Annotated in this window: 17 protein-coding genes; 4 read left to right on the top strand and 13 right to left on the bottom strand. The window is 43.4% G+C overall.

The window, feature by feature from the left end; genetic code table 11:
• Window positions 1–6: 6 nt before the first annotated feature.
• From BMX50_RS13850 to BMX50_RS13830, 5 genes are all read right to left on the bottom strand, one after another.
• Window positions 7–1,488: a DUF5691 domain-containing protein gene (locus BMX50_RS13850; RefSeq protein WP_091211142.1), complete on the bottom strand. Its 1,482-nt coding sequence runs from the start codon at window positions 1,486–1,488 to the stop codon at window positions 7–9.
• A complete protein-coding gene (locus BMX50_RS13845) occupies window positions 1,488–2,798 on the bottom strand; it encodes an SWIM zinc finger family protein (protein ID WP_091211141.1) in 1,311 nt (436 codons plus the stop codon). Before BMX50_RS13845 ends, BMX50_RS13850 begins: the two co-directional genes overlap by 1 nt.
• A gap of 185 nt (window positions 2,799–2,983) precedes the next feature.
• On the bottom strand, window positions 2,984–3,520 hold the full coding sequence (locus BMX50_RS13840; protein ID WP_091211140.1) for a hypothetical protein: 537 nt from the start codon (window positions 3,518–3,520) through the stop codon (window positions 2,984–2,986).
• A 93-nt stretch (window positions 3,521–3,613) separates the two neighbouring features.
• Window positions 3,614–4,174 (bottom strand): dihydrofolate reductase family protein, encoded by a 561-nt coding sequence (locus BMX50_RS13835; protein WP_091211139.1) that lies wholly within the window; start codon window positions 4,172–4,174, stop codon window positions 3,614–3,616.
• Between the two features lie 146 nt (window positions 4,175–4,320).
• Entirely contained in the window at window positions 4,321–5,364 is a 1,044-nt protein-coding gene (locus tag BMX50_RS13830; protein ID WP_091211138.1) for an NAD(P)-dependent alcohol dehydrogenase, read from the bottom strand.
• A gap of 188 nt (window positions 5,365–5,552) precedes the next feature.
• On the opposite strand from BMX50_RS13830, the gene BMX50_RS13825 reads away from it, so the two are divergent.
• Window positions 5,553–6,344: a carbon-nitrogen hydrolase family protein gene (locus BMX50_RS13825; RefSeq protein ID WP_091211137.1), complete on the top strand. Its 792-nt coding sequence runs from the start codon at window positions 5,553–5,555 to the stop codon at window positions 6,342–6,344.
• A gap of 106 nt (window positions 6,345–6,450) precedes the next feature.
• Entirely contained in the window at window positions 6,451–7,215 is a 765-nt protein-coding gene (locus tag BMX50_RS13820; protein WP_091211136.1) for an SDR family NAD(P)-dependent oxidoreductase, read from the top strand.
• Between the two features lie 110 nt (window positions 7,216–7,325).
• On the opposite strand, the gene BMX50_RS13815 is transcribed toward BMX50_RS13820, so the two are convergent.
• The 3 genes from BMX50_RS13815 to BMX50_RS13805 form a co-directional block, all read right to left on the bottom strand.
• Window positions 7,326–8,027 (bottom strand): pirin family protein, encoded by a 702-nt coding sequence (locus BMX50_RS13815; RefSeq protein WP_091211135.1) that lies wholly within the window; start codon window positions 8,025–8,027, stop codon window positions 7,326–7,328.
• Between the two features lies 1 nt (window position 8,028).
• Window positions 8,029–8,550: a hypothetical protein gene (locus BMX50_RS13810; protein ID WP_091211134.1), complete on the bottom strand. Its 522-nt coding sequence runs from the start codon at window positions 8,548–8,550 to the stop codon at window positions 8,029–8,031.
• A 65-nt stretch (window positions 8,551–8,615) separates the two neighbouring features.
• Window positions 8,616–9,359 carry a dioxygenase family protein gene (locus BMX50_RS13805; RefSeq protein ID WP_091211133.1) on the bottom strand — a complete coding sequence of 248 codons (744 nt, stop codon included), beginning with the start codon at window positions 9,357–9,359 and terminating at the stop codon, window positions 8,616–8,618.
• Window positions 9,360–9,578: 219 nt separating this feature from the next.
• On the opposite strand from BMX50_RS13805, the gene BMX50_RS13800 reads away from it, so the two are divergent.
• Together BMX50_RS13800 and BMX50_RS13795 are read left to right on the top strand one after the other, a co-directional pair.
• Window positions 9,579–10,577, top strand: coding sequence for a beta-ketoacyl-ACP synthase III (locus tag BMX50_RS13800; protein WP_091211132.1), 999 nt, complete (start codon window positions 9,579–9,581; stop codon window positions 10,575–10,577).
• 48 nt (window positions 10,578–10,625) lie between these two features.
• Window positions 10,626–11,009 (top strand): acyl-CoA thioesterase, encoded by a 384-nt coding sequence (locus tag BMX50_RS13795; RefSeq protein ID WP_091211131.1) that lies wholly within the window; start codon window positions 10,626–10,628, stop codon window positions 11,007–11,009.
• Between the two features lie 73 nt (window positions 11,010–11,082).
• Here the strand turns inward: BMX50_RS13795 and BMX50_RS13790 are convergent, their stop codons facing one another.
• The 5 genes from BMX50_RS13790 to BMX50_RS13770 all read right to left on the bottom strand — a co-directional run.
• Complete coding sequence (locus BMX50_RS13790; RefSeq protein ID WP_091211130.1) at window positions 11,083–11,943, bottom strand: YitT family protein; 861 nt, start codon at window positions 11,941–11,943, stop codon at window positions 11,083–11,085.
• A gap of 78 nt (window positions 11,944–12,021) precedes the next feature.
• Window positions 12,022–13,278 carry an aspartate kinase gene (locus BMX50_RS13785; protein ID WP_091211129.1) on the bottom strand — a complete coding sequence of 419 codons (1,257 nt, stop codon included), beginning with the start codon at window positions 13,276–13,278 and terminating at the stop codon, window positions 12,022–12,024.
• Window positions 13,279–14,076: a DUF3298 and DUF4163 domain-containing protein gene (locus tag BMX50_RS13780; protein WP_091211128.1), complete on the bottom strand. Its 798-nt coding sequence runs from the start codon at window positions 14,074–14,076 to the stop codon at window positions 13,279–13,281.
• An 11-nt stretch (window positions 14,077–14,087) separates the two neighbouring features.
• Complete coding sequence (locus BMX50_RS13775) at window positions 14,088–14,591, bottom strand: GNAT family N-acetyltransferase (RefSeq protein WP_091211127.1); 504 nt, start codon at window positions 14,589–14,591, stop codon at window positions 14,088–14,090.
• Between the two features lie 72 nt (window positions 14,592–14,663).
• Window positions 14,664–14,970: IS1595 family transposase (locus BMX50_RS13770; RefSeq protein ID WP_143065176.1), on the bottom strand; the 307-nt coding region annotated here is incomplete at its 5' end.

Raw genomic sequence — 14,970 nt, 5'->3', positions numbered from 1 at the left:
AAGTTTTTATGCGTTAAAGGCTTTAAGCGTTTGCTGTTTTAAGCTGAGTAAATTAATTAAATGATTGCGGGTTTTATCCCAGGTTGTCTGAAGGTTAGCCTGTTGGGATGTTATATTTTCAATATGATTCAACGCTCCAACAGGGATCAGGCTGATATACCTTGTAAAAAAGCCACGGTTATATTCATAAGGCCAGTTAGCCATTTTTAGCAGAGCCGCAACGGCAAACTCGGTACCCCATTCATCATTGATCCTAATTGCGTGTGCAATTGTGTTTTGAGGATCATTGCTCAATGCTTTTAATAAATATTTTTCCTGCTCCCTGGCGCTTAGCATCGCCACGAAATCTGGATAGAACATACTCTGGCCGAGGAAAAACGGCACCCAGTTTTTTTGCTCAAACTTTGCTGCCGCGTTTGCTAAAGCCGGCACCATAGCAGGTGCATGTTTTTCAAAATATTCAACAACTTGCACAGGCGCTACTTCAAACTGTTTTTCCCAAAACGTCGGTGGTACACTGCTGATGAGTTGATATATAACATAGTTTTCATCTGTAACGGTACTTTTCGGCCCCGATAGCTTTTCGATACCCGATTTGTAAATGCTTTCATCAACAACCGGCGGGAGCTTTACCTGGATGGAAGTCTTTGTAGTTAAACCCAGCAAAGCTTTTTCCTTTTTGAGCGATACAGATTGGCTCAACAGATCTTCATATTGTTTGATAACCGATGAACCGGGAATGCTTTTGAGCAGGTGCAAAGCTTCATCTTTAACCTTTTGTCCTTTTTCATTTAGCAAACTTTCCAGCCATGGCAAATCATCTATATTACTCTTTACCTTCATTGCCTTAAGCAATTCCAGTTTACCGGCTGCATTTTCCTGCTCCCAGGTTTGTTGCAACCACTCCAATGCTTTGACAGGCTCATTTTTCCTTAAGCATTTCAGTACTTCAGCGCGTTGTGCGGGAGTACCTGTTTGCCAGAGTTCCTCATCGGCCAAAGTGCAGAACCAGTTCCATGCGGGGTTCATTTTACTAAGCCATATGCCCCTGTTTCCACTGCATTCAATAACAACTGGTCGCAATGCAATATCCTTTTGCGCTTTTTCAAGTACTGCTGGTAAGGCTTCAGGTAACAATAAACGTCCCGCTTTGTAGCATTGGTTTAACCAAAGCTGCAATAGTTGATCGTTCTCTTCATCCAGTATCGTATTCAAAACGCCAGCGGCTACCGGTGTGCAATAAAGCTTCGTTTCTTCAGCAGCCTTATTAACCGGCAGATCATTTTTTTGAAAAGGTACAAAGCCCGATTGCCTGTAATTGTAAACCACGACCGCTTTTTGCAGGTACCGCTCCTCCTTATCTAATGTTGCAGCGGCATCTATCGCGTTAGCAATTACCACTACCTCTTCGGGCAGATCGGCAATGGCGGGCGTCGGTTTATCTGTGCCCAGCATGGCGGTGTTTATGATGCTTTCCCAGGCCTTCATCAGATACTTTTATAATTATTTTGATGCCACACACCAAGCGGGCGATATTCATTTTCTTTACCGATTACCGTAATAGTTACCGGGTCGCCGCCACTTATGGCTACCAGTTGCCAGATATTGTTATAGGCAGCAGATATTTTGCAAAGGCAGCCTTCGCTGTCCTGAAGCCACCATTGTTTTTGATAGTAAACTGGCGTTAACGATGTAACCACAACAGGCATTTCGCTCCGGAAAGGTAAACGACTATTTAATGCGGTTTCGTAACCGGCTACCTGTTGCCAGCCTGTAAATGTTTGTACGGCGGCGGTATCGGTCTGCCTTATTATATTATAGTCCTTCACTATAGCACGGTAAGGTACAGTCGATGGGAAATAAACCAGCGTGGCATCCAGGTACATACCCGGCGAAAAGGCCAGCGGAGGAATCTGTCCTTTAACCGTAAATTGCAGCACCAGCGCGTAGCTATTGGTTTTTAAGCCGTAAAGCCAGTTTTGTTCAATAGTTAGCTGTTGTTCATCACGGCTTTCCTTGCCAATTACCAGCCAGGTATCCCTTACACCCGTTTGTGCCCGCAACTCTTCCTGGTTGGTGGTAAAACCTATAGTAGTGCGCAGGTCCTGCTGCAAATCGGGATCGATATTTTGAATGTTATTGTAACCTTCGGCCACGAGGTATAGTTGCAGTAGTTTATCCATGAAACCGCTTTGCCAGCCCTCGTTCCAGAAGTTGGTAGCGGCAAGGTTCCTGACCATACCCGCCAAACCAGACGCCTGCGCATCGACCATCCTACGGGCCATGTTATCCCAATAAGCAGGAGTTTTTTCGGGGATGGTTAAAATACCACCGCGTACAATATCCTTGATCCAAACCAAAAGTTCGGCTATGCCGGCACTTACCTTTTGTTCACGTGCCTGCTGGCGTTTAGCCTGGGCGTTTTCATCAACAGGTTTTTCGGCAGCTTTTTCAACCTTCTTTTCTTCCTTTTCGGCACGTTTGTTTATCCAGTCGTTCACCCAGGCCGGCATAGCCGATGTAGTAAATAAACCGGGTTGCCGTGCACAAAAAAGCATAAGTCCTAAGCCGTGCTTACAGGGAAACTTGCGACTGGGGCATGAACATTTAAAAGCAATAGCACTAAGATCAACCTGGGTTTGATAAGGTTTGCTGCCGCTGCCCTGGCATTCGCCCCACAGGGCCTGCTCATTAATGCCTTTGCTTACCCATTTGGCCGGATTAGCCAAATCGCGACCAGCTTTTTTTGAAGCTTCATCGGGCGCGAGGGCGTATATCTGATCTTCTGTTAGCTGCAAAACTTGTGATATTTAGTATAAAAACGGGTTAGGCATTTCGATCCTAAAATCAGGATAAAATAATTACGCGTCAAGCCGTAAAGCAAATAAAAACCCTCCTCCGGTAAAACCGAAAGAGGGTCAGTCAACCTAACACACCCTGGGTGAGTCGGGTCTGTTAGTTAATAGTTAATATAAGAACCTAATTACAGGGCGAATCCGTAAGCTAAACGCAGGCCAAGCATACCAAAGTGATCCTGATTAGCACCCGAAAAATTCTCGTAACGGAAGCTTACATCCCAGGTTTTATTGGCCCAGCCTATGCCTGGTGAAAGGTCAAGCCTGTGCGGGCCCCAGCCATGCTCCAGTTTTTCGTAAGCTATACCTACTTCGCCGGCCACATATACGCTTGGTATAAAAAATTCTTTAACACCAAATTTGATAGGGATTTCGCCATAGCTTCCATAACGCTGATCTGTTCCGGGGATTTTTTTAGGAAAGAAGTGGTAACCGCCCATAGTATAAGTAAGCGCAAAACTATCGCTTATGCCATATTGCAAACGGGCTGTACCGCCTAATGTAAAGGTGCTGCCAAGTTTTGCCACACCAGTGGGTAAACCGGTTTCAATTCCTAAACCTAAACGGAACGCATTTGCAGGAGTGGTTTGCGCTTTGACCGTATTTGTAAAAAACAGGGCTCCTATCACAAGGGCTGCTGCTGTTAACTTTGATAGTAATTTCATGTAGTGATATTTTGTGTACATAATGATTACTACCATTTTAAGGTTGGCGTTGCCTTGGATTGCAGATTTTTTTATGGCGGCTGTATATCGCTGCTATTCTTTGATATAATGCAGCCCTACAACGCCATTAGCCAAAGTTGTGCTTTTTTTCAGTCTAAGCTTTATTTCCACGTTGGCAAACAAGGGGATACCCGCACCAAGGATAATAGGATTTACAAACAACCAGTATTCATCTACCAGTCCTTCGGCCATTAAATAGCGTGCAAGGCCAGGGCTGCCAAACATAATAATTTCACCGCCATCCTGCTTTTTAAGGCCCTCGACCTGTGCTTTTACATCACCACTAATAAACTTGATCTTATCCGTATCCTGCTGTTCGGTAGTTTCAGATACTACATACTTGAGCGTTTTATTATACCAGGTTGAATGTTCAATGTCGTGCTTTGATGCGTCGGGCTCATCGCCGGCGGTTGGCCAGTAAGCGTCCATCATTTCAAAAGTTTTACGGCCATATAAAGCCGTATCCGCTACCTCGGTACGGGCATTGGCGTATTCAAACAGTTCATCACTTACTTTTATCCAGTTCATAGCGCCATCAGCACGGGCGGTAAAACCATCAAGCGAAATGTGCATAAATACTACTAAGTTCCTCATAACGTCATTGTTTATATTTTACATCTCAAATTTACAGGGCACCATACATTACACAAGGGGCTAAAACGACTTTTAAAGGGTGCAAAACGCCCACACAAAAAAGGCCATGCTCTCGCACAGCCTTTTATTAGTAACTAACACTTTGTTTACAACGTAGCCATATCAATTACAAACCTGTAACGCACATCGCCTTTTTCCATACGGTCATATGCGGTATGGATATCCTTAATATCAATCATCTCAATATCTGAAACGATATTATTTTCGGCACAGAAATCAAGCATCTCCTGGGTTTCTTTAATGCCTCCAATACCCGAACCTGCTAAGCTTTTACGACCGCCCAACAAACTGAAGGCAGCAATTTGAGCCGGTTTAGGAGGCACGCCTACGCATATGTGAACCCCATCTGTGCGCAATAACGACAAGTACATATTAAAGTCATGCTCGGCCGATACGGTATCCAAAATAAAATCGAATGAGTTTTTGGCAGCTTCAACCTGTTTAGGATCGGTGGTAACTACAAAGTGGTGTGCACCTAACTTTTTAGCGTCTTCTTCCTTTTTTGGCGATGTGCTTAATACGGTAACATCAGCACCGAAGGCAACACCAAATTTAACAGCCATATGGCCCAAGCCTCCTAAGCCAAGTACAGCCAGCTTATGTCCTTTGCCTACTTTCCAGTGCCTTAACGGCGAGTAAGTAGTGATACCGGCACATAATAATGGCGCAACGGCAGCAAGGTCAACACCTTCTTTAAGGTGCAATACAAAATCTTCGTTAACAACAATGGTGTTTGAGTAACCGCCGTAAGTAGGTGTTTTATGATCCTGCTCAAGACCGTTGTACGTTTGTGAACTGCCATTTAAGCAATATTGTTCCAAATCGCGTTTGCAATTTTCACACACACGGCACGAATCAACCATACAGCCAGTGGCGGCTAAATCGCCAACTTTAAAACCTTTTACATGCTCGCCAACTTTAACTACACGGCCAACAATTTCGTGTCCGGGTACCATCGGGAAAATGCCGGGGAACCAGTCGTTCTTAATCTGGTGCAAATCGGAGTGGCAAACCCCGCAATACAAAATATCAAACTGCACGTCACGAGGCCCAACTTCGCGCCTTTCAAAGGTCCAGGGGGCAAGCGGAGTATTTTCATCCTGCGCGGCATACGCTTTAGTTTCAATCATAGTAGTAAATGTTAAGTAGTGTGAATGATGATTTATGAATTGTGGAGAGGATCTCCCTAACAAATGTACAATGATATTTTTATAAATATCAACCAGGTACGGAGTTGAAATAAAAAAGTGACATACGAGGTGATAATGTTAACAACAGATAAATGCAAACCTTTAATTTAGCATATAGATAACATCGCATGAAAATAGCTATAGCCACTCCCTCTTTCCCAAAATCAATTAATGACGGTTTACAGCAAGCTGAAAAACTGATCAAGGACGCGGCAACGCAACAGGCAGAGATTATTTGTTTTCCCGAATCATATATACCCGGATACCCGGGCATGATTACTGATCCGGAACCAACATCGCCGGAGATATTGCAATCGGCATTGAATGAAGTATGCAGAATGGCTGCCGAAAATAATATAGCTGTTGTAATGCCGATGGACTGGTATGGAGATACTGGCCTTTTAAACATTGCACATGTAATATCCCAAACTGGCGATGTACTCGGCTATCAAACCAAAAACCAGTTAGACCCATCAGAAGATACCATCTGGGTGCCGGGCACACAACGAAATATTTTTGAAGTGAACGGCTTAAAATTTGGCATTACCATTTGCCACGAGGGGTTCCGTTATCCCGAATCGGTAAGGTGGGCGGCGCGCAATGGTGCACATATCGTTTTCCACCCTCATTTTTCGGGCAGCAATACCGAAGGCGTGCTGCCTACCGAATGGGGAAGCATGGCTAACCCTTATTACGAAAAAGCGATGATGATGCGGGCGCTGGAAAATACTATCTATTTTGCCAGCTCAAATTATGGCTCGCTTTATCCGGAATCAGCCAGTTCGGTTATAGCACCGGATGGTACTTGCATAGCTTACCAGGCTTATGGCACAACCGGGGTAATTATAGCCGATATTGACCTTGAAAAAGCTACCGGATACCTGGCTAAAAGATTTAAACCACAGTTGTACAATTATTAAAAGCTCAGATATTTTAGCCATTATTTGAATTTTGTAAATAATGGATTGATTTATTCAAACACCCGGCTTCCCATCTGTTTTACTTTTGTATCAAAACAAAAAGAAAATGGAAAACAGAAATAAAATTGCCGTAGTAACCGGCGGCAGCCGTGGCTTAGGCAGAGACATGGCCTTAAGGCTTGCCGAAAAAGGGATTGATGTTGTTATAACTTACAATACCAATGCAGAGGAAGCAGCCAAGGTTGTTAGCCTTGCAGAACAAACCGGAGCCAAAGCAGCAGCATTGCAACTCAATACCGGTGTAATTAAAAGCTTTGATGCATTCACTGAGAAACTCCGTGAAATTTTGACAGATAAATTTGGTACCGATCATATCGACTTTTTAGTTAATAATGCGGGGCAAGGCGGCTATAGTGCGATTAGCGATGTTACTGAGGAGTTTTTTGACGATTTGTTGAACGTACACTTTAAAGGCGTATACTTTTTAACTCAAAAGCTGATCCCGTTAATGGCAGATGGTGGTGGAATAGTCAACATATCATCCGGGTTGACGCGGGTATCGGTTCCACGTTCTTCGGCCTATGCTTCGATGAAAGGCGCCGTAGAAATTTTCACCCGTTACCTGGCTAAAGAACTTGGCGGAAGAGGTATCAGGGCCAACGTGGTTGCCCCCGGCGCTATCATGACCGATTTTGGCGGCGGCCATTTGCGCAACAGCGAGGAAACGCAAAAAATGGTAAGCAGTATAACTGCACTTGGCAGACCGGGCGTTGCAGAAGATATCGGCGGCGTAGTAGCCTTCTTATGTACTGAAGACGCACGTTGGGTTAATGGCCAGCGTATAGAAGCCTCGGGTGGTATGGCTATTTAAATAATAAACATTGAGATTAGGCGGGCGTCAGGTGGTTACAAGACGCCCGTTCTGCTTAAAGAATTTACCTTGTGCAATGATGTGCTCCGATGCATCTAAAAAACAAGAGTTTATTTCAACATTTCCAATATCAAAACCACTGCATTATTACTTAGCGCTTCCATATCTGCTTCTTCCAGCTCCCACAGCGCCAAACCATCACGGTCATGCATCAAACGCCCCTGTAGCTCAAACGCCCCGGCAAGCACAAACGCGTAAAACAATGAACCACTGTTTTGAAGCTGATAAAGGGCATCTACCCTTCCACCAAATACCCCGATATGCAATCGAAACGGGTGCATTCCGCTGGTTGGCACCAGGTCAATCAGTTCGTTTGGCCTGCCTGCAAAATCAAACTTAAAAACCGCATCACGTTGTGGGTTTAGTACATCAGTATCCTTTAGCTGCAAATAAATGTAATTGATCCAATCTTCTTTATAAAGATTGGTTAGTTCAAGTTGCTCACCGACAACGGCATAACCTACAAACATCTCCCCAACATCAATCAGGCGAATGTCTCCATTTATCCTTTTTAACAGCACCTCGCCGGTAACCGGCATTAAAACAAACCAGCCGGAGTTTTTTACAGTAACATGAACTGAATTACCTCCCGCCAGCATTTCATCATTCCATACCTCCAGCCGGCCAAATGGTTTACGATATTCATTAAAATAGTTACCATAGTTAAAACTACTGTAACGCCTCAGGGTATGGGTTTTCGTAAAACCTCTTTGGTCGGCCAAATGTATTTGTCCCGGTGAGATCTTTTCCATGTTAATTGTGATATTGTAATGAGCTTATATTTATATACGGCTGCAACTGCATAAGGTTGGTAGCTACAACATTATTTTCGGCAGCTGATTGATTTTCGGGCGAATGACCGGATACGAGCAGGTAATTATCTATGGTATCATGCCACACCAAGGGCTCGGAATAAAAATTAACGGCAACCTGGTGTTTTTCTTTATCATTAATATCCGAATTGATAATTTCCAGCTGAAACTTGCTGAACGTAAGAAACCGCCTGCCAATATTATTTAAAATATCGGGCATGATGCTGCCAAGCTGTTGAATATAACCTGTAACCGATGGGGTAACCATACCGCTTAAACGCTGGGCATTGGGCACATTTCTTAACAATTGGGCATAGGAAGTATAATCGGTCCCCTGGCTAAAATTCTGGGCCTGCATTTTAAATTCAAGGTAGGTACTTTCGAACACCAGCTTATCCCATTGCTTAACCGACCGGATATCGATGATTTTACGATAACACAAAATGATCACACGTTTTTGCATATTATGGTTAAAAAACAAGACGCCAACAATAGCCAGCGCCTTGTTACAAAACAAAAATGAAAATTTTAAGCAGGCACGCTTAGGCCGATGGTCAACACAAAACCAGCGGTGGTGCTGCCGGTAACAGCAGCGGTCTCAAGCGTATAGCCATCACTAAATACATTATCACTGGCATTGTAGGTATACCCACTCATACCTTTGGCATAGCCACTAACAGCTAAAAGCGCGGAGCCTGTACCTTCGGGAAACGCAATTTGGGTTACTTTCAACGATGTACCCGACGAGTTATAAACATGCACATGGATATGCGTGGCCCTGCCGGTATACCAGCCCGGAAATATGGACGTAAAAGTTACGAGGCCATTTGAATCGGTAGTTTGCCTGCCGCGCAAAAAATGAACTGAAGTATAATTTGTTGATTGCGTACCGCTACCACCATATTCAGAATAATTCCCTTCCGCATCGCAATGCCAAATATCAACCAGCGCGCCAGAAAGAGCACTGCAACTATTATTACTGTTATTTATTGTAATTTTTGCTGTAAGTGTATACCCGGTACGGCCATCGGTAATATCGCTCCTTACGTATGATGCAGGTGAATGTGTTGGATAAGGGCCTTCAGTTTCTGTAGGCACAACACTGCAGGTGCCTGAATCGGTTGAACCCGAAGTACTACCGGAAGATGAACTTCCCGAAGTGGTGGTCGTAGTAGTTGTGGCTGTATCGGCATCTTTTTTGCAGGCTTCAACCAATACAGACGATGACACTGCGCCGATTACCAGGCTTTTTAAAAAGTTCTTTCTTTCCATTGTTATGTCTCCTTTTAAGTTTAATCTAATTCGTTGATTCAAAAGTAAAAGCAGCAGTACCAGCATTGAAAGATGTGTCGTTTAGTTGCCTCTTTGTGTCGACAAACCGTAAACTATTGTAGTATTCTGTGGTAACATTATATAATCATACAGTTGCATGACAAGTTAAAACGGTCAAAATTCCGTATCTTTGCGTGTTTTTTGAGATATCTAACATTTATGGCATTAAAAAGTAGCGCGGTTATTACCGGTATAGGCGGCTATGTTCCTGACAACATTTTAACTAACAGCGATTTAGAGAAAATGGTTGAGACTAACAGCGATTGGATAGTTTCACGCACAGGGATCAGGGAAAGAAGGATTCTTGCCGACCGAACACTGGCTACTTCAGACATGGCTACTTTTGCAGTAAAAAATTTACTTGAAAATGCCAAAGTTGATCCTTCAGAAATTGACTGCGTTATCGTAGCCACTTCAACCCCCGACTATTTGCTTATTTCTACAGCCAGCATTGTTTGCGATAAATGCGGATTAAGCAATGCCTGGGCGTCTGATGTTAATGCTGCCTGCAGCGGTTTCCTTTATGCCTTTACCCTTGGTTCAAGCCTTGTTGAAAGTAATCGTTATAAAAAAGTAATAGTTATTGGTGCCGATCAAAACAGCGCCATTGTAAACTACGCCGACCGCAACACCTGTATCCTTTTTGGTGATGGCGCCGGTGCGGTATTGCTTGAACCATCTACCGAAGATATTGGTGTTATTGACAGTGTATTTAAAACAGATGGTCACGGACGCGAACATTTATTTGTTCCGGGTGGTGGTTCCATGAACCCGGCATCAGAAGAAACCATAGATGGAAAACTCCATTATATACGCCAGGACGGCCGCGTAGTTTTCAAAGCTGCCATTAAAGGTATGACCGAAAGCTGCACATCTATACTGCAACGTAATAACCTCGCCATAGATGATATTAACTGGCTTATCCCCCACCAGGCAAATTATCGTATTATCCACGCTGTGGGAGATGCTTTGGGTTTGCCCGAAAGCCGTGTTAAGATCAATATCGACCGTTATGGAAACACAACTGCTGCTACCATTCCGCTGGCCTTGTGGGATTATAAAGAAGATTTCAAAGAGAATGACAACGTGATCCTTACAGCCTTCGGCGCAGGCTTTTCATGGGGTGCTACCTATGTAAAATGGGGCAAACTGAGATAAACCCCACCCAACCCCTCTCCAAAGGAGAAGGAGTTAAAATCCAACTCAATGACAACTGAAGAACGAATTAAAGACGCGGAATCGCGGATATTTAAAACGGTGTTCCCGAGTGACACCAATCATTACGATACGCTTTTCGGAGGTTCGGCAATGGCCATGATGGATGAAGTAGCTTTTATTACAGCTACCCGCTTCACCCGAAAAAGAATGGTCACTGTATCATCAGACAGGATCGATTTTAAACGCCCTATTCCCGCAGGTACCATTATCGAACTTGTTGGCAGCATAGCCCATATCGGCAATACCAGCCTCAAAGTTTCGGTTGAAATTTATATCGAAGAAATGTACTCCTTTGTTCGTGAAAAGGCCATCACCGGTACTTTTACTTTTGTTGCTATTGATGAGCACAAGCACCCGGTAAGCGTTCTTTGAGCTTAAGGCCGAAAGCTTTTCCTTATCTCGCTTTAAAAAAGCTTTCGGCTTTACGCTTTAAGCTTTCCGCTTCCTAATGTAGTTTCTTTCGCTTTAGCAAACCACCGGTAGTATCATCAATACTCTGTTGCACAATAAAAGCTTTGGGATCGATACGAAGAATTGTTTGTTTGAGAGACGGGATTTCCAAGCGGGTAGCTACCGTAAAAACAATATCACGGGGATCATTAACATGGCCGTCTTTACCGTAACCGCTTTTGCCCTGGTAAATGGTAACACCACGGCCAAGAGTAACTGTTATTGCCCTGCGAATAGCATCGCTTTTGGTTGAGATGACGGTAACCCCCGAGTATTGTTCGATACCGTTCAGCAAAAAGTCGATCATTTTAGCGGCAGCCATATAGGTCAATATCGAGTACATAGCTGGTTCAACACCCAGTACCGAGGCTGCAACCCCAAATATCAAAACATTAAGCAGCAAAATAAAATCGCTAACCTTTAACAGCTGAGTCTTTTTACTTACCAGTACGGCAGCTATTTCAGTGCCATCAAGCACCGCTCCACCACGCATGGCCAGGCCACTGCCTGTACCGATAAACACACCGCCAAATACAGCTGTAAGCAATTTATCATGAGTAACATCAGGAAAGCTAACCAGTGCGAGGCAAAGAGCTAATAAGGCTATAGCAATTGTGCTTTTTATCGCAAACCAAAGCCCGAGCTTCCGGTAACCAATCCACAGGAAAGGAACATTGATTACGAAGATCAATATGGATATGGGTATGGAAGTTATATCAAATATCAGCATAGATACCCCGGTGGCACCTCCGTCAATAAAATGACTCGACAATAAAAAGCCTTTAAGACCAAAAGCTGCCGATAAAATCCCGAGTCCGATATTTGCTGAATCCTTGATGGTGTTAATTGCCTTCATGCCCAAATATAACTTTTTGAGCCTAAAGGCAGGTATCTAAACACAGCCGAATGTTAATAAAATGACTTTTTTTGACTTTTATTTAACCACCACTTGTATCGTATTCCTGCTAATTTGTTCAAGCAAAATAGTTTTGCCTTCAGTTAGTTCCTTAATGGTATTTACCCCATCATGGCGTACAGTAATGAGCATTAAACCCTCATTGTACTTTACCTTAAAATCCTGTTTAAGGCCATTCAGCAGCTTTTCAAAACGTTGCTCATTCAAATCAAAGCAAACCGAAAAACTCAATGCCGATGTTTGCATTACATTTACCTTAACATTATTCTGGGCAAACAGGCGAAACACATCACTGAGGTGATCTTCGGTAATAAATGAATAGTCTTTACCCGATACCGACAGCAATACCTGGTTTTGCTTAAGGATGATCACGGGCTTGGTAAACTGGTTATGCCCATCTTCTTTTATCACAGTACCAGCGGCCGAAGGATCAGTAAAGGGTTTTACTAATAACGGAATTTTAGCGTTTTGTAATGGTTTAATAGTTTTTGGGTGAATAACACTTGCACCGTAATAAGTCATTTCGATGGCTTCGGTGTAGGAAAGTTCATCAAATTTTACGGTATCAGCAAAGTATCTCGGATCAGCATTCAATATCCCAGGTACGTCCTTCCAGGCGGTAACCGACTCTGCACCCAAACAGGCTGCAAATATGGAAGCAGTATAATCAGAGCCCTCACGACCAAGCGTAGTTGTGAAATTTTCGGATGTGCCACCTAAGAACCCCTGCGTTACTATGATGCCTTTTTCGAGTAAGGCAGGAATATCGTTAATAATGCTTGTCTTTGTTTTATCCCATTCAACTATGCCTTCGCGGTAAGTATTATCTGTATGCACATACCCGCGCACATCAAGCCATTTGCTCTTCAGGCCCTCCTTGTTCAGATACGCATTAACAATACGTGTTGACACCAGTTCGCCGATGGATACGATCTGATCGTACACAAAATCATAGCTATCATGCGGTTCATCTTCAATAGCCCAGTCAATCTCCACAAAGGTGTTGGCCACTTCATCAAATACCGGGTGCCCGGGTTCAAACAAGCCCGCTAATATGTTATAATGATATTCCTTAATCTCATTAAAGATGTCATGCATATCATCAGCCTGATCCATATAGGCTTTGGTAAGCTTTTCGAGTGCATTGGTGGTTTTGCCCATGGCCGACACCACGATGAGCAATTGTTGATCAGTATATTGTTTTACAACATTAGCAAGGTTGGTAACACCCGCGGCATCCTTAACTGATGCCCCTCCGAATTTAAAAACAAGCATTTATTTGATGAATTGACTTACAACCGAACCCGGCTGTATTAATGATTTGATCTGTGCGTAAGGAATAAATAATTCGGTAATGCCAGCCGCATATGGCTTTATCTCGTATTGGTTATATAAAAATTTGATACCAAGGGGCGTTACCGAAAAATTATCGTTGATAGCAAATTTATCGTCTTTGAAAAAATAGTTATCTTTCAACGATGCCGTGTCACTTAGCTTTTCATTTTTCCTGAAGACCTTTTCGGCAACTGCGGTAAGTTTATCATGATAACCGGTTGCAAAAATATCGGCAAGCTTTAAATTTTTACCGGCTTTTGTATCCCAGTTAATAAACCCGGTAAACGAGCCACCATGTGCTCCACCCTGGTAACTATAGCCGCTCACCTGCAAAGCAGTAAGGCTTGAATCCTGGTGGATCACCTTGACAGAATCCTCCAGCGTAAAAAACATTCCCGACCGCGAATCATCCTTTTTAAAATCGTCATATGATTTCAGGAATTTTTTGGTCATCAGTTCCAGGCTGCTGTCTGGTTTACCATCCATAGCAAACATCACTGTAATCTTGCGGGTTATAGTATCATTTAAAGCTTTGGCGTTGTCAAAGAACGGATAGTTAATTTTCACTACTGTACAAGCGCTGTCGGGCTTTGTGCCGCAATCTGCCGCCCGTGCTTTTATTACTTTATACTCATAGTGCAGGGTATCAAACGTCTTTTCAGCAACCTTATTAGGTACGCCCCACTGACACGATGATAAGCCCAACATAATAAAAAACAACAGGCACAGATTTTTCATAGGTATGTGTTTTAGTAGTTTAGCAACTGCTCCCTCGAGAGCGAAGCATTTAACCAGCCTGCCTCAATATTCGCGCCGTACTTGTTATAAAAGTTAATTGCAGGTTCGTTCCAGTCAAGCACCTGCCAAACCATACCGCTGAAACCTTTCTCTTTAGCTTCCTGGATCAGGCGGTCGAACAGTAGTTTGCCGATCTTTTTGCCGCGCATATCTTCGGTCACTATCAGGTCTTCCAAATACATACGGCTGCCTTTCCAGGTTGAGTAGCGGATGTAGTATACCGCGAAGCCAACAACCAGGCCATCAACTTCGGCAACAAAAGCCTTCCAAACAGGATTTGGGCCAAAACCGGCTTCTTCAAAATGCTGTAGCGTAACGGTAACCTCTTCGGGAGCTTTTTCATACAAGGCAAGCTCATGCACCAACTCCATCAAGCGCGGGCAATCGGATTGAATGGCTTCCCTGATAATTACTTCAGATGTACCTTGTTCAGTTTTATTTTCTGTATTATTCATTTTATTGTTTCGCAATTATCAAAAAGCTCGGGAGATTGCGATTCCCTCCCTTGGGAGAGTAATAGCCCATCATTAGACAAAGGTCAAACTTCGTTGAATCAATAATGCGAAGTTTGATTTATTTGTCCTGTTATTGTATTTAAAGGTAAACTCATCGAGATACGCTTGCAGATGCTCAGAAGACACTTTATGGTATTGGCCATATATTCCACGTTTTAGGAGAGTCCAAAAGCCTTCAAGAGTATTTGTATGGTATTCTCCTTTGACGTACTCTTCTTTCTCTTTATTTAGAACGTGGTGCTCCTGATGTAATTTATCCAATCCCCTATAAGCTCCAAAGCCATCTGTTACTACTTTTGCATCAGCACTCACAGTTTCG

The sequence above is a fragment of the Mucilaginibacter gossypiicola genome (assembly GCF_900110105.1).
GTDB lineage: Bacteria > Bacteroidota > Bacteroidia > Sphingobacteriales > Sphingobacteriaceae > Mucilaginibacter > Mucilaginibacter gossypiicola.
The sequence above is the reverse complement of the archived record's forward strand: the minus strand, read 5'-3'. Positions and strand labels throughout refer to the sequence as shown.

Excerpts from the sequence above, each read along its gene's own strand:
- BMX50_RS13850 (WP_091211142.1), bottom strand. The coding sequence starts at position 1,488 with ATGAAGGCCTGGGAAAGCATCATAAACACCGCCATGCTGGGCACAGAT.
- BMX50_RS13840 (WP_091211140.1), bottom strand. The coding sequence starts at position 3,520 with ATGAAATTACTATCAAAGTTAACAGCAGCAGCCCTTGTGATAGGAGCC.
- BMX50_RS13835 (WP_091211139.1), bottom strand. The coding sequence starts at position 4,174 with ATGAGGAACTTAGTAGTATTTATGCACATTTCGCTTGATGGTTTTACC.
- BMX50_RS13830 (WP_091211138.1), bottom strand. The coding sequence starts at position 5,364 with ATGATTGAAACTAAAGCGTATGCCGCGCAGGATGAAAATACTCCGCTT.
- BMX50_RS13825 (WP_091211137.1), top strand. The coding sequence starts at position 5,553 with ATGAAAATAGCTATAGCCACTCCCTCTTTCCCAAAATCAATTAATGAC.
- BMX50_RS13820 (WP_091211136.1), top strand. The coding sequence starts at position 6,451 with ATGGAAAACAGAAATAAAATTGCCGTAGTAACCGGCGGCAGCCGTGGC.
- BMX50_RS13815 (WP_091211135.1), bottom strand. The coding sequence starts at position 8,027 with ATGGAAAAGATCTCACCGGGACAAATACATTTGGCCGACCAAAGAGGT.
- BMX50_RS13810 (WP_091211134.1), bottom strand. The coding sequence starts at position 8,550 with ATGCAAAAACGTGTGATCATTTTGTGTTATCGTAAAATCATCGATATC.
- BMX50_RS13805 (WP_091211133.1), bottom strand. The coding sequence starts at position 9,359 with ATGGAAAGAAAGAACTTTTTAAAAAGCCTGGTAATCGGCGCAGTGTCA.
- BMX50_RS13800 (WP_091211132.1), top strand. The coding sequence starts at position 9,579 with ATGGCATTAAAAAGTAGCGCGGTTATTACCGGTATAGGCGGCTATGTT.
- BMX50_RS13795 (WP_091211131.1), top strand. The coding sequence starts at position 10,626 with ATGACAACTGAAGAACGAATTAAAGACGCGGAATCGCGGATATTTAAA.
- BMX50_RS13790 (WP_091211130.1), bottom strand. The coding sequence starts at position 11,943 with ATGAAGGCAATTAACACCATCAAGGATTCAGCAAATATCGGACTCGGG.
- BMX50_RS13785 (WP_091211129.1), bottom strand. The coding sequence starts at position 13,278 with ATGCTTGTTTTTAAATTCGGAGGGGCATCAGTTAAGGATGCCGCGGGT.
- BMX50_RS13780 (WP_091211128.1), bottom strand. The coding sequence starts at position 14,076 with ATGAAAAATCTGTGCCTGTTGTTTTTTATTATGTTGGGCTTATCATCG.
- BMX50_RS13775 (WP_091211127.1), bottom strand. The coding sequence starts at position 14,591 with ATGAATAATACAGAAAATAAAACTGAACAAGGTACATCTGAAGTAATT.